The organism is Gluconobacter cadivus (assembly GCF_015244745.1).
Lineage (GTDB): Bacteria > Pseudomonadota > Alphaproteobacteria > Acetobacterales > Acetobacteraceae > Gluconobacter > Gluconobacter cadivus.
Map to the genome: position 1 here is coordinate 1 of NZ_JABCQI010000013.1, position 13,277 is coordinate 13,277.

Genomic DNA, 13,277 nt, shown 5'->3' on the forward strand with positions numbered 1-13,277 from the left:
TCGCACTTACTCACACAGCCAATACCCTGAATTCCCTCACAAAAACCACTTATCCCCATAATCCATTGAGAATCCGAAATGAAGAAAACATGAAAAAAGCGCCTTTACGGCGCTTTTTTCGATTCAAACCCACTTTTATCGTGGTCAGCCCGCTGAAACGGGCTTTCCATCAATCGTGAGGGCCTTGTCAGTGGCCGAAACCTTTACGGCTTCACCATCGTGGATGCTTCCTTCAAGCAGCAGGCTGGCCAGCGGGTTCTGGAGGCTGCGCTGAATGACACGCTTGAGCGGACGGGCACCGTAGACAGGATCGTATCCTTCTGCGGCCAGCCACTCAGTTCCCTTCTCGTCCAGTTCCAAATCAATCTTGCGATCTTCCAGCAGCTTCTGGAGACGGCTGATCTGAATCTTGACGATCCGGTCCATGTCCTTGCGCTGCAGGCGGGAGAACAGGATGATCTCGTCCAGACGATTGAGGAACTCGGGCCGGAAGTGATTCCGTACGACCTGCATGACCTGCGGACGGACCTCATCCACGGATTCACCGTCCGGCAGATTGGCCAAGACTTCAGAGCCAAGGTTGCTGGTCAGGACAATGATCGTGTTGCGGAAGTCTACCACACGTCCCTGCCCGTCTGTCAGACGTCCGTCATCGAGAACCTGAAGCAGAATATTGAAGATGTCCTCATGGGCCTTCTCCACCTCATCAAACAGGATCACCTGATAGGGACGACGGCGCACAGCCTCGGTCAGCACACCGCCCTCGTCATAACCGACATAGCCCGGAGGGGCGCCGATCAGACGGGAGACCGCGTGCTTCTCCATGAACTCACTCATGTCGATCCGCAGCAGGGCCTTCTCGTCATCGAACAGGAATTGCGCCAGAGCCTTAGTCAGCTCGGTCTTGCCAACACCCGTCGGGCCGAGGAACAGGAACGAACCAATCGGACGGTTCGGATCCTGAAGCCCCGCGCGGGCCCGGCGGACGGCGTTCGACACGGCCACAAGAGCCTGCTCCTGCCCGACGACACGATCACGCAGCGTGTCTTCCATGCGGATCAGCTTGGCGCGCTCGCCTTCAAGCATCCGGTCCACCGGCACCCCCGTCCAGCGGGACACGACCGAGGCCACCCCCTGATCTGTCACGGTATCAGCGAAAAGTCCGCTTTTCGACGAGGCGTCCTCTTCTTCCTGCGCCTTGGCGATCTGGGTCTCAAGGTTCGGGATCAGGCCGTACATGAGCTCAGACGCCTTACCGAGATTTCCCTGACGCTGCGCGACCTCCACATCGGAACGGGCCGTATCGAGCTGTTCCTTCAGCTTCTGGATCGCATTCACCCGATCCTTTTCGGCATGCCATTCGGCGCCCATCGCATCGGATTGCTCTTCCAGATCGGCAAGTTCAGCTTCCAGCGCGACCAGACGATCCTTCGAGGCGTTATCGTCTTCCTTGCGAATGGCTTCCCGCTCGATCTTGAGCTGAATGATACGGCGGTCGAGTTCGTCCAGCGCTTCGGGCTTGCTGTCGATCTGCATTCGCAAACGGCTGGCTGCCTCGTCGATCAGATCGATCGCTTTGTCCGGCAGAAAGCGATCCGTGATGTAGCGATTGGAGAGGGTTGCGGCCGCAACAATGGCATTGTCCGTAATACGAACGCCGTGATGCAGTTCGTACTTCTCCTTGATGCCACGCAGGATCGAGATCGTATCGGCCACAGATGGCTCACCCACGAAAACCGGCTGAAAACGACGGGCCAGAGCCGCGTCTTTCTCAATATACTTGCGGTATTCGTCGAGCGTCGTCGCACCCACGCAATGCAGAGTGCCGCGCGCCAGTTCCGGCTTGATGAGGTTGGACGCGTCCATCGCCCCATCGGACCGACCGGCCCCGACAAGAGTGTGCATCTCGTCGATGAAGAGAATGATCTCGCCTTCAGCCGTCTCGATTTCCTTGAGAACAGCTTTCAGACGCTCCTCGAACTCACCGCGATATTTGGCACCGGCAATCAGCGCGCCCATGTCGAGCGACATCAGCTTCTTGTTGCGCAGAGCTTCAGGCACGTCACCATTGACGATCCGCTGCGCGAGACCCTCAACAATGGCCGTTTTGCCCACACCCGGCTCACCGATCAGAACCGGATTATTCTTGCTACGACGGGCCAGAACCTGAATGGTCCGGCGGATTTCCTCATCACGGCCAATAACCGGATCGAGCTTGCCAGCCTGCGCGACAGCCGTCACGTCACGGGCGTATTTCTTCAAGGCGTCGAACGTGTTTTCCGCTGAGGCGCTCGTAACGGTGCGCCCCTTGCGGATTTCCGCAACAGCACGCTCCAGCGCCCCGGCACTGGCCTTGCCATCGACAAGCGCCTTGCCCGCAGCCGTATTGCTGGCGGCAATCGCCACAAGCAGACGGTCCTGCGCCACATGACTGTCGCCAGCGACTTTTGCAGCGGATTCCGCACCATCCAACAGACGGGCAAGATCAGGCGTCATCTGGGGCTGGCCCGCACCGGCACCCTGTACTTTCGGCAACTTTGCAAGCGCGGCGTCATTGGCGGTCTGGACCACCTTCGGATCACCACCCGCTGCGCGGATCAGACCGGAGGCCGCGCCCTGTTCATCGTCCAGCAGGGCCTTGAGCAGATGCTCCGGCGTCAGCTGCTGGTTGTAGTCCCGAAGCGCAATCGTCTGTGCGGCCTGAAGAAAGCCCTGGCTGCGTTCGGTAAAATTCTGAATGTCCATAGTCTTTAAAGTCCTCGTATGCCCCGTTGCGGCAGCATTGATGTTCTTGGCCGCCCCCGGAGGCAGCGGCCTGTGACTAATATTTAGGCAGTCATTTTTTCGTTTCAAGAGCCTCGCGGAGACGTTTTGCCGGCCCCTGCAACACGAGATCCGCCTTCGAAAGACGATCGAACGCGTTGCGGTTCTGGTGCCAGTACGGATAGATCAGGTCCGGCGCACTCACATCGTCCAACCTGCGGACCTGCTCCTGCGTGAGACGAAGCGACGCGGCAGCGAGATTGTCCAGAAGCTGGCTTTCCTTGCGCGCGCCCAGAACCAGCGACGTGATCCCCGGCTTGTGCAGCGTCCAGGCCAGCGCCACGCGGGCCGCGGAAACACTATGCTCTTCCGCAATCTGCACCAGAACCTCCACCGTATCGTAGAGCTTCTTCAGATCCCGGACTTCCGGCTCCGGCCAGCCGGAAATGCGGCGGGAATCTTCAGGCGCAGTCTTACCGCGACGGTACTTCCCCGTCAGCAGGCCACAGGCGAGCGGGCTCCAGACCTGAACGCCCAGCCCCTGATCCACCGCCAGCGGCAGAAGTTCATATTCGGCATCCCGCGCTTCAAGGGAATAATAGAGCTGCTGGCTGACGGGGGCGATCAGACGGTCCCGCTCGGCAGCGCCCAGCAGCTTCATGGCCTGCCAGCCTGCAAAATTGGAAATGCCCGCATACCGGATCTTGCCCTGATCGCGCAGGGTCTGGAGCGCCTCAAGCGTTTCTTCAACGGGCGTCAGGCCGTCCCATTCGTGCAGATAATAAAGGTCGATATGATCGCGCCCCAAACGACGCAGACTGTCTTCGCAGGCATTAAGAATGTGATGGCGCGACAGGCCCTGTTCGTTCGGTCCCTTCCCCGTCGGAAAACGCACCTTGGAGGTCACGAGCAGTTCGCGGCTGCGTCCCTGAAGGACCCGCCCCAAGATTTCCTCTGCCTCACCGCCGGAATAGGCGTCCGCCGTATCGAACATGTTCACGCCATGCTCGACGCAAATGTCCACCATCCGCGTGGCTTCTGCGACGTCCACCTTACCGGTGGCGGCAAAATTGCCCTGCCCGCCGAATGTGACCGATCCGAAATTGAGTGCTGAAATCTTGAGGCCCGAGCGACCAAGCTGACGATACTGCATATCCATCAGGCTCCTTCTTGCTGAGACGTAGTGCAATGCAGAACACACGAACCCGGAATCGGTCCCGGTAAAATCGCCCCCGCTCTCGAAAACGTGAGAGGGTTGCGCAGATCCCTTCCGCACACCCTGTTCACAAACGACGCCCCGGTCCATGATCGACGTCAAAATCCTGCCCGCCGTCATTCTTTTGGAGATGCAATGCCCTCAAATCCCCTTCGTCGCGCCCTTATGGCCTGCGCCCTCATCTCTCCAGTGCTGTCCGCCGGAATTGCCAATGCCGCCGATCCCGCGGCCTGCATGCTCGATCTCGCCAAGACCCGGAACGGTACGCTTGGCCTGCCGAACCACGCGGAAATCACGCCGGACGGTCACTCCGTCCTGTTCCTGCGTTCGGGACCTTTCGACACGCATCTGCATCTCTATCGCTACGACCTGCCGGATCATGCCATTCATGAACTGGCTGCCCCGGCATCGGGGCCGGAACATCTGTCGGTCGAAGAGAAGGCCCGGCGCGAACGGGCACGCCAGAGTATGTCCGGCATCACCGACTATCAGATGAGCGAAGACGGCGGCACGGTTCTCGCCTCACAAGGTGGGCAGCTCGAACGCATCGCTACGGATGACGGCCGCGTCACACCGGTCGAGGGGCAATGGATCGCGCCACGCCTCTCGCCGGACGGGCTGAGCCTCGCCGCAGTGCGGGATAATGACCTTTATAGTGTCGATCTGGTCAGCGGACGTGAAACGCGCCTGACAACCGGCGGTAGTGACACTCTAAGCCATGGCCTCGCCGAATTCGCCGCAGCCGAGGAACTGGAACGCGCAGACGGTGCCTGGTGGTCGCCGGACAGCAAGACCATCCTGTTCGAGGAAGCCGATAACAGCGACGTCGAAAAGCACTACATCACCGACCCCGAAACCCCGCAGGCCGAACCCGTCATCTTCCGCTATCCCCGCGCGGGCACGAACAACGCCAAGACGCGCTTCGGCCTGGTGGACGCCAAAGGTGGCCCGATCCGCTGGATTTCATGGGACCACGACGCATGGCCCTATCTCGGTCGCGTCGTCTGGCGGAAGAATGCCCCCCTCGCCATCGTCCTGCTCAACCGCGAACAGACGAAAGAACAGCTTCTCACGATCGATCCCGCGACCACCAACACCCATGTCCTCCTGGAACAGTCCGACCCGGCCTGGATTGAACTGGACCCGCGCGCCGCATCCGGCGGCCACAACCTGCCGGTCTTCCTTGACAACAACGCAGGCTTTCTCTGGGCCGCGGACCGCGGCAAGGACTGGCAGCTCGAACTCCACGCCCCGGACGGAAAGCTCGAGCGTGTCCTGACGCCACCCGGCCTGTCCTATATCGCCCTCAACGACTACGACGCTGAACACAACGCCCTCACGCTCACAGTCCGCGCCAACCGGCTGGACAACGAAGTCGTGCATATCGATCTGAAAACCGGGGCCGTCACGCCGTTCGTGACGGAGCGCGGTATTCACAACATCCATGTCACCAACGGCACGCACACGGCCATGGTGGATACGTTCGCCAGTGCCGCCGGTACGCGCCAAACGCTGGTGCGGGATACGGCAGGTCATGTCGTGGCGACACTTCCGGGCGTGGCCCAGCCCCCAAAACTTCCGGTTCATGTCGAGTTCACGACCGCAGGGGCGCGTGATCTGGACGCCGCCATCATCCGGCCGGACAATTTCAGCCCTTCAAAACATTATCCGGTCGTGCTGTCCGTCTATGCCGGGCCGGGATCTAAAATGGTTCACGACACGCCAACCTCCTATCTTGATGACCAGTGCCTCGCCAATCAGGGCTATATCGTCGTCACGCTCGACGGACGTGGAACGCCGGGGCGCGATCATGATTTCGAGCGGGCCATCAAGGGCAACCTGATCGACCTGCCGCTTCAGGACCAGATCGATGGTCTTCAGGCGCTCGGCAAGCGCCATCATGAAATGGACCTCTCCCGCGTTGGCGTGCATGGCTGGTCTTTTGGCGGCTATTTCACCGCCATGGCGACCATCCGCCGTCCGGATGTGTTCAAGGTCGGCGTGGCGGGCGCACCGCCGGTCGATTTCGCGGATTACGACACGGCCTATACCGAGCGTTATCTCGCCACCCCGCAGCATGACCCGGAAGGCTATCGCAAAAGCAATGTCCTGACCTACGCCAATACGCTTAAACAGCCGCTTCTGCTCATGCACGGCATCACGGATGACAACGTCTATTTTGAGAACACCATGAAGCTGACGCAGGCCCTGCTCCACGCGGGCAAGCCCTATGACCTGCTGCTGCTACCGGGCACGCATATGCTGCCCGACCCCGTCATTCGCGCCCGCGTAGCCCAGCGACGTGAGCAGTTCCTGCACACGGTTCTTCAGCCCGGAAAATAATCACGACATAAAAAAGGACCGGATCACGCGATCCGGCCCTTTTTTATGGAAATATCGCTGCGCTCAGACGGCAATATCGTCGAACAGTTCCACACCGGACCGTACTGCCATGGCCTGTCGGTAGGCCTCGATCTCAGGGGGATAAACCACCCCACGGATCAGCGAGAGGCTGTGCAGATGCGCGAACAGATGGATATCGTCCGTGGAGAGTTCGCCATTTACGGCCTCGGCCGAACGGATCAGCGGCGCCAGATCTTTCAGCAGTGCATTGAGCTGCGTCAGTTCTTCAGTCTTCTCTTCCAGAAGTGCGCTGAAGGCGCCGACGGAAGGCTCCTTGCGGCGGATAAATCCGGCGCGTGCGGAGGTGGTGCCGAACTCCGGCAGCGGGGCGGCGGCAGCGCGCGGAAGGAACAGGCGATAAAGGGGCGCGGCGGCCTTCTGGAGCCAGGCCGTAATCTCCGGACGCGTGTCTCCCGTCAGAACGGGCGTTCCGATCCCATCGATATGCGTAACGATATCCATGCTTTCAGGCATGGAATGTCCGTTTTCTTCTAGGATGGGAACGACCTTGCGACCCACCATACGGACCGGACCATCCACATCGTCATTCAGCAGGATGCGCTTTTCATAGGGGATCTTTTTGACCCCGAAGATCATCCGCGCCTTCGTGCAGAACGGGCAATGTTCATAAATGTAGAGGATATAGGGTGCGCTCATGCTGCCTTCCTGTGTCTGACGGCTGCCTTCTCAGGCTTCTCCGACTGATGAAGAAAAAAGAAGCGGGTCGATCTCGATGGCGTCCAGAGCCTGTCGCCATTTCTTTGTATGGTCGGCGCCAAACACGATCTCATTGCTTGCCGGTGCCACAAACCACGAACTGTCCCGTAGGATTTCCTGTTCAAGCTGGCCCGGTGCCCAGGCCGCATGTCCGAGGGCCAGCATCGCCTGTTTCGGTCCGCGTCCGGCAGCGATTTCGCGCAGGATATCCAGACTGGCGGTCAGAGTCGTGTGCCCATCAACGGCCAGACTGCCCTCCCCTGCCCAGTCCGCCGAGTGCAGGACAAAACCGCGTGAATGCTCGACCGGACCGCCCATACACACGCCGATCCGGCGTTCCGGCGGATTGGGATCGATTCCAAGCTGCGCGAACAGATCGTCCAGCCCCGGCTGCGCGAGACGCTTGTTGACGATCAGCCCCATCGCCCCGTCCTGCTCCGAATGGGCGCAGAGATAGATCACGGTCCGCTCAAAAAACGTCTCCGCCAGCGCAGGTGCCGCCACGAGCAACTGCCCCGTAAGGCCTGCCTCTTTGCCCATCGCTGTCACAGCAGGGTCCGTCAGGTTGTCATTGCGTCCATCGAGTGTTTTTTTCATGCCTGCCAACATGGGTGCATCCCTTCCTGTATTGCAAGCGTTTGCCTTCAGGAGTGTTAATGACATCCAATGTCACTGACCTGAGCCCCGTACCGCCCACGAACCGCCCCTGCCGGGTGCGGACTGTCCGTCTGGAGATTGTCATGCCTCTCACCGTCCTCGTCACCGGCGCCACCGCAGGTTTCGGCCATGCCATTGCAACACGGCTTGTCCGCGAAGGCCATCGCGTCATCGCCACCGGCCGCCGCAAGGAGCGGCTCGAAGCCCTCAAGGACGAACTGGGCGAGAGCGTTCTGCCCTTCACGCTCGATATGACCAACCGTGACGCCCTGCGTGCCCTGCCCGCCGCACTGCCCGAGGACTGGCAGGATATCGACGTTCTGGTGAACAATGCCGGTCTTGCCCTCGGCATGGAACCGGCACAGGACGCCGAACCCGACAACTGGGAATCCATGATCGCCACCAATGTTTCGGGCGTTGTCGAACTGACCCGGGCGCTTCTGGCGGGCATGGTCCAGCGCAATACGGGCTACATCATCGCTCTGGGCAGCACGGCCGGGACCTATCCCTATACCGGCGGGAACGTCTATGGCGCGACCAAAGCCTTCGTTCACCAGTTTACCCAGAATCTCCGCACGGATCTGCTCGGCACCCGCATCCGCGTGACCAATATCGAACCTGGCCTGTGTGGGGGTAGCGAATTCAGCAACGTGCGTCTGGGTGACGACGCCAAGGCAGCAGCCGTTTACAAGGACACAACGCCCCTGACCCCGGAAGACATTGCCGGAACGGTCTCCTGGCTCATTGGTCTGCCGTGGCATGTGAATGTCAATTATCTGGAAATGATGCCGGTCTGTCAGGCCTCGGGCGGTCTTGCGGTCAACCGTCATGTCGGTTGAAATCGGCCTCCCCCCACAGCTTCGCATTACGGACGGGAAAAAATTCCGCCTGTCCTCCATACCGACGAATGACAAACTCGGTCGTCAGAAGAACGAGTCCCGTACCCGTATCCGCGACTGCGTGGACCGGATGTCCGTCCTGCAACAGCGTCTCGCGGCCTATGCGACGCATGGCATCCTCGTCGTTCTTCAGGGCATGGACACTGCAGGTAAGGACGGCGCGATCCGGCACGCATTCTCGGGCCTGAACCCGCAGGGCGTGCATGTTACGTCCTTCAAGGCCCCTGCCGGAATTTCGACACGCCATGACGATCTGTGGCGCATCCATCTCGCCGTCCCGTCACGCGGCGAGATCGGCATTTTCAACCGCAGCCATTATGAAGACGTTCTGGTGGAGCGCGTTCATCCGGACATGGTCCGGGCCCGCGGGCTCAATCCGGATCTTCCGGATTTCTGGGACCACCGTTTGCAGGATCTGCGGAACTTCGAGAGCTATCTGCACCGGCAAAACATCATCGTCCTCAAGCTGTTCCTCCATATTTCGCCGGAAGAGCAGCGACTTCGGCTGCTCAAGCGACTGGACCATCCGGAAAAACGCTGGAAATTCAGTCCTTCCGACATCAAGGAGCGTGAGTTCTGGCCGCATTATACCGCCGCTTACGAAGAGGCCATCCGCGCGACCTCAACGCCGGAAGCTCCCTGGATCGTCATTCCATCGGACCATAAATGGCTTGCCCGCGTGCTCGTGGCCGAAGCGCTGCTGGACACACTCGAAAGCCTGCATCTGAAGGAACCGGAACAGAAACTCTCCGATTCCCTCCGCGATGCCCAACAGGCCCTGCTCAAAGGTGCGGCCAAAACCGTCTGAGCCAGACCATGCAGATTTTCTCCCGTTTCAGGCGCTTTCTACCTCCACCAGCCGGACTCTCCGGTCTGGCGGAGATTGCCCGAAGCGTGACCATGCTCGAAACCTGCCCGGTGAAGTGCGTCTCTTCGTCGGGCCTGTCCGACCTTCCCCATCCGGAGCGAAATCCGTTTCGGGACTGGGAGAGCATGCCGGTCACGGTCCAGCACTATGCTCTGCGCAATATCGTGCTGGACCAACCCCTGATGACCCTGCTGCATGCAGGCCACCCCGTCTCCGACACAGCCTATGTCCAGCCCCCGGATGCTGTCCGCGCCCTGACGCTGCGCCCGGCCGACATGATAAGCTGCCCGTCTTTCAAGGGCCTTACGGCAAGTTGCGTCGATCACTGGGCTTCGAATTACTATCACTGGGTCGCCCATACGATCCCGACCCTGCACGTCCTGTCCCTACAGGATAAGGCCGTTCGCCTTGTCCTGCCCGAACACATGCACCGCTGGCAGTTCGAGACGCTGGAGCTCTTCGGCCTGACATCCGACGCCCATATCCGCCTGCAACAGGGGCACCAGTACGCGTTCAAAACTCTGGATTACATCACCTTCGTCAATGGAAGCGCGGATTTTGCCATCTCGGACCTTTCACGTGCCGCCTATGCCCGTCTTCGACAGGCCGTGGGCGTCTCAGGCAAATCCACGGGTCGGCGGCTGTATATCGAGCGCGGAGCCTCGGCCAACCGGCATGTTCCCAACGAAGCCGAAATGGCGGACGCATTGGAAAAACTCGGTTTTGAGCTTGTCCGCCCCGAAACCTTGTCCCTGACCGAACAGATCCGTCTGTTCAGCGAAGCCGAAATGGTTATGGGCATGCTCGGCGCCGGGATGGCCAATATCGCCTGGTGTCAGCCGGGAACCCTCGTTTACGAACTCGTTCCGTCCCACCACGTCAACCCGTGTTTCGCCGCGATGGCGACACAGGGTGGCCTGCGCTACTGGGCCGATGTCTTTCAGACGGGTGCCGCACAGGAAAACCATACAGACAATGCTTTAATCCCGCTCCCCGTCACAGATATCCTTGACCGCGTCCGGGATCTAACCGCCCGCCTGCCTCAGACCTAAAAACAAAACCCCGCCGAAGACCTGCTCCGGCGGGGTTTTACGTCACTCAGATCCTGAAAGAAGGATCAGGAACGGCGCTTGCGGCTCGAACCATCGCCACGCGGGCCATCGCCGCCTGCAGGCTTCTGACGGCTGAAGCCGGAACCGCCGCGTCCCTTGTAGCCGCTTCCGCCGCCAGCACCACCACGCGGGCCGCCCTTGAAGCCGCCGCCCGAACGGCCACCGCCGCCAAAACGCTTGCCTTCACCGGGGTTACGACCACGGGGGCCCATGCCGCCAGCAGGCGCTTCAGACGGTTCGATCGTCACTTCATCAGCGTCCGCACCGGCGAGGCAGGACTTGAAGCGCGCAACGCTCTCATCGGCGATCTGGAAATAGGTCTGTTCCTGATCGATGCGGATGCTGCCGATTTCGCGCTTCTGCACACCACCCAGACGGCAGATCAGCGGGATCAGCCATTTCGGATCGGCGCGCTCGGTCCGGCCGACACTCATCTTGAACCACTCGCCCGCCATGACGTGCTCTTCACGCGGCGCACGCTCACCACGCTCTGTGTGACGCGGGGCTTCGACAGACATCGGACGAACCTGCTCGACCTTCGGCAGACGCGCACGGTACAGACCCACCAGCGCAGCCGCGAGCTTCGTGGCGTCGTATTTCTCGGCGAGCTGGTTGACCAGTTCGTCGGACATGTCGTCCACGGCATTCGTCAGGATAGGATCGTCCATCAGACGGGTCTTGTCCTGCTCGGCAATCGCCGCAGCGGTCGGAACAGCTTCCCATTCCGCCTGGATCTTGGCTATCTGAAGCAGACGCTCAGCCTTGCGACGCTGGCTCACCGGAACCATCAGAACACTGGTGCCCTTGCGGCCCGCACGACCTGTCCGGCCCGAACGGTGCAGCAGGGTCTCGGCAGCCGTCGGGATGCTGGCATGGATCACGAGGTTCAGGGCCGGGACGTCAATACCACGGGCTGCAACGTCGGTTGCAACGCAGACACGCGCCTGACCGGAACGCAGGCTCTCGATCGCGCGGCTACGCTCGTTCTGACCCATCTCGCCGGAAATGGCGACAGATGCAAAACCACGCTCAAGCAGGGTTGCCTGAACCTGATTGACCATCATGCGGGTGTTGCAAAACACCATCGCCGTCGGGCTCTCGTAGAAACGAAGCACATTGACAAGCGAGCGCTCGATTTCCTGCGGCGGCGTGACAACACAGCGATAGGTGATGTCGGAATGCTGCTTCGCACCCGACACCGTGTCGATCCGCTCGGCGTTTTTCTGGTAGCGACGCGCAAGGGACGCGATTTCGCGGGCGATCGTAGCGGAGAACAGCAGGGTGCGACGCTCGGCCGGAGCAGCATCGAGAAGCTGCTCGAGTTCTTCACGGAAGCCCATATCCAGCATCTCGTCAGCTTCGTCGAGAATGACGCAGCGCAGAGCGGACAGGTCGAGGGAGCCGCGCGACAGATGGTCGCACAGACGGCCCGGCGTGCCGACAACGATATGAACGCCACGGCTCAGTTCGCGGGCTTCGCTGCGGGCATCGGTGCCGCCAATGCAGCTCGCAATGCGGGCACCGGTTTCGGCATAAAGCCATTTGAGTTCGGACTGGACCTGAAGCGCCAGCTCACGCGTCGGCGCGATCACGAGCGCCATGGGCTGAGGGGACGGCGGAAGGCGATCGGCGTCTCCGAGCAGGGTCGGAGCGATGGCCAGGCCGAAGGCGACGGTCTTGCCCGACCCCGTCTGCGCGGAAACCAGCAGGTCGCGCTCGTCCAGCCCCGGCTGCAGAACGGCTTCCTGAACAGGAGTCAGCTGTTCGTAGCCACGTGCCTCAAGGGCGCGCTTGAGGGCAGGATGGGTATCGGGAAAAGGCATATTTTATGAACACTCGGCAAACGTCACGCCGACGACAGGATGCGGCGGCTGGAATGCCGCTGCATAAAGACTTCCGCTTCAAAATACCAGAAAGAACGTATGCCGAGGTTTTTCTTGTGTTTGCAGCTCAGGTTCTGGGCTTGCGGCCAATCACGGCATGAACCGTATCGCGCCACGCCGTCAGGTCTTCCGGGGGGACGACCTCGCCCGTATCCAGCTCCGCCAGACCGGTGCGGGACATAAGAACACTGACCAGCCGCACGCGGTCCGCAGGCTCCAGCGCCTGCCAGATCGCAACGGCCTTCGCCGCATGAAACTGGTCGGAAAATGTCAGGATCAGCGGCGCACCGGGCTTGAGCACACGCACGATTTCCATCAGAACCGCCAAAGGCTGCGTCAGATAGGCCAACCCGTCACACAGCGTCACGGCATCGAAGCTGTCATCTTCAAAAGGCAGGGTCGGCTCGTCATTGAGATCCTGCACGACCCGTTCGCTCAGAACCGGATTGGCCTCCAGAGCCGCTTTCGCAACGCCAAGCCCGACCACGCGCTGAAACTGCGCTTCCTTCGGATAATGACTCAACGCTCCGGCCATCAGATCCAGCACGGCGCCCCCAACCGGCAGAGCGGTCTGATACAGGGCCGTTACGGCTGTCTGCGCGCCCATGTCCATCAGCGAATCCGGGATGCGCTGTGCATGGAAGATCGTGTCAGGCTCGTCGTTGGCACGCGTGAACGCCGCAACGTGCATTCCTTCAAGCTGTTCCGGGCCGCTCATATCCACTCCTTGCTGATCCAGCAGCGGACATGAGGGCATGT

The 13,277-nt window shown here is 60.7% G+C and carries 10 protein-coding genes; 4 read left to right on the top strand and 6 right to left on the bottom strand.

The features are described from left to right. Nucleotides 1-144 precede the first annotated feature (144 nt). Nucleotides 145-2,745 (bottom strand): ATP-dependent chaperone ClpB, encoded by a 2,601-nt coding sequence (clpB, locus tag HKD28_RS14770; RefSeq protein ID WP_194268983.1) that lies wholly within the window; start codon nt 2,743-2,745, stop codon nt 145-147. Nucleotides 2,746-2,836: 91 nt separating this feature from the next. Continuing rightward, entirely contained in the window at nt 2,837-3,916 is a 1,080-nt protein-coding gene (locus HKD28_RS14775) for an aldo/keto reductase (RefSeq protein WP_194269026.1), read from the bottom strand. Between the two features lie 198 nt (nt 3,917-4,114). Here HKD28_RS14775 and HKD28_RS14780 point away from each other — a divergent pair, with 198 nt between their 5' ends. After that, nucleotides 4,115-6,322 (top strand): S9 family peptidase, encoded by a 2,208-nt coding sequence (locus HKD28_RS14780; protein ID WP_194268984.1) that lies wholly within the window; start codon nt 4,115-4,117, stop codon nt 6,320-6,322. 63 nt (nt 6,323-6,385) lie between these two features. Here the strand turns inward: HKD28_RS14780 and grxB are convergent, their stop codons facing one another. Together grxB and HKD28_RS14790 are read right to left on the bottom strand one after the other, a co-directional pair. Continuing rightward, nucleotides 6,386-7,039, bottom strand: coding sequence for a glutaredoxin 2 (gene grxB, locus HKD28_RS14785; protein ID WP_194268985.1), 654 nt, complete (start codon nt 7,037-7,039; stop codon nt 6,386-6,388). Nucleotides 7,040-7,069: 30 nt separating this feature from the next. After that, a complete protein-coding gene (locus HKD28_RS14790; protein WP_194268986.1) occupies nt 7,070-7,696 on the bottom strand; it encodes a YqgE/AlgH family protein in 627 nt (208 codons plus the stop codon). 143 nt (nt 7,697-7,839) lie between these two features. Between HKD28_RS14790 and HKD28_RS14795 the strand changes: the two genes are divergently transcribed. From HKD28_RS14795 to HKD28_RS14805, 3 genes are read left to right on the top strand one after another with little or no spacing between them, the layout of a single operon-like run. Next, nucleotides 7,840-8,595: an SDR family NAD(P)-dependent oxidoreductase gene (locus tag HKD28_RS14795; protein ID WP_194269027.1), complete on the top strand. Its 756-nt coding sequence runs from the start codon at nt 7,840-7,842 to the stop codon at nt 8,593-8,595. After that, nucleotides 8,585-9,463, top strand: a complete 879-nt coding sequence (locus HKD28_RS14800; RefSeq protein ID WP_194263148.1) for a polyphosphate kinase 2 family protein — start codon at nt 8,585-8,587, stop codon at nt 9,461-9,463. Before HKD28_RS14795 ends, HKD28_RS14800 begins: the two co-directional genes overlap by 11 nt. Nucleotides 9,464-9,471: 8 nt before the next feature. Then, nucleotides 9,472-10,575, top strand: coding sequence for a glycosyltransferase family 61 protein (locus HKD28_RS14805; protein ID WP_194268987.1), 1,104 nt, complete (start codon nt 9,472-9,474; stop codon nt 10,573-10,575). Nucleotides 10,576-10,640: 65 nt separating this feature from the next. Here the strand turns inward: HKD28_RS14805 and HKD28_RS14810 are convergent, their stop codons facing one another. Next, nucleotides 10,641-12,458: a DEAD/DEAH box helicase gene (locus HKD28_RS14810; RefSeq protein WP_194268988.1), complete on the bottom strand. Its 1,818-nt coding sequence runs from the start codon at nt 12,456-12,458 to the stop codon at nt 10,641-10,643. Nucleotides 12,459-12,585: 127 nt separating this feature from the next. After that, nucleotides 12,586-13,236 (bottom strand): class I SAM-dependent methyltransferase, encoded by a 651-nt coding sequence (locus HKD28_RS14815; protein ID WP_174694291.1) that lies wholly within the window; start codon nt 13,234-13,236, stop codon nt 12,586-12,588. Between the last annotated feature and the right edge of the window lie 41 nt (nt 13,237-13,277).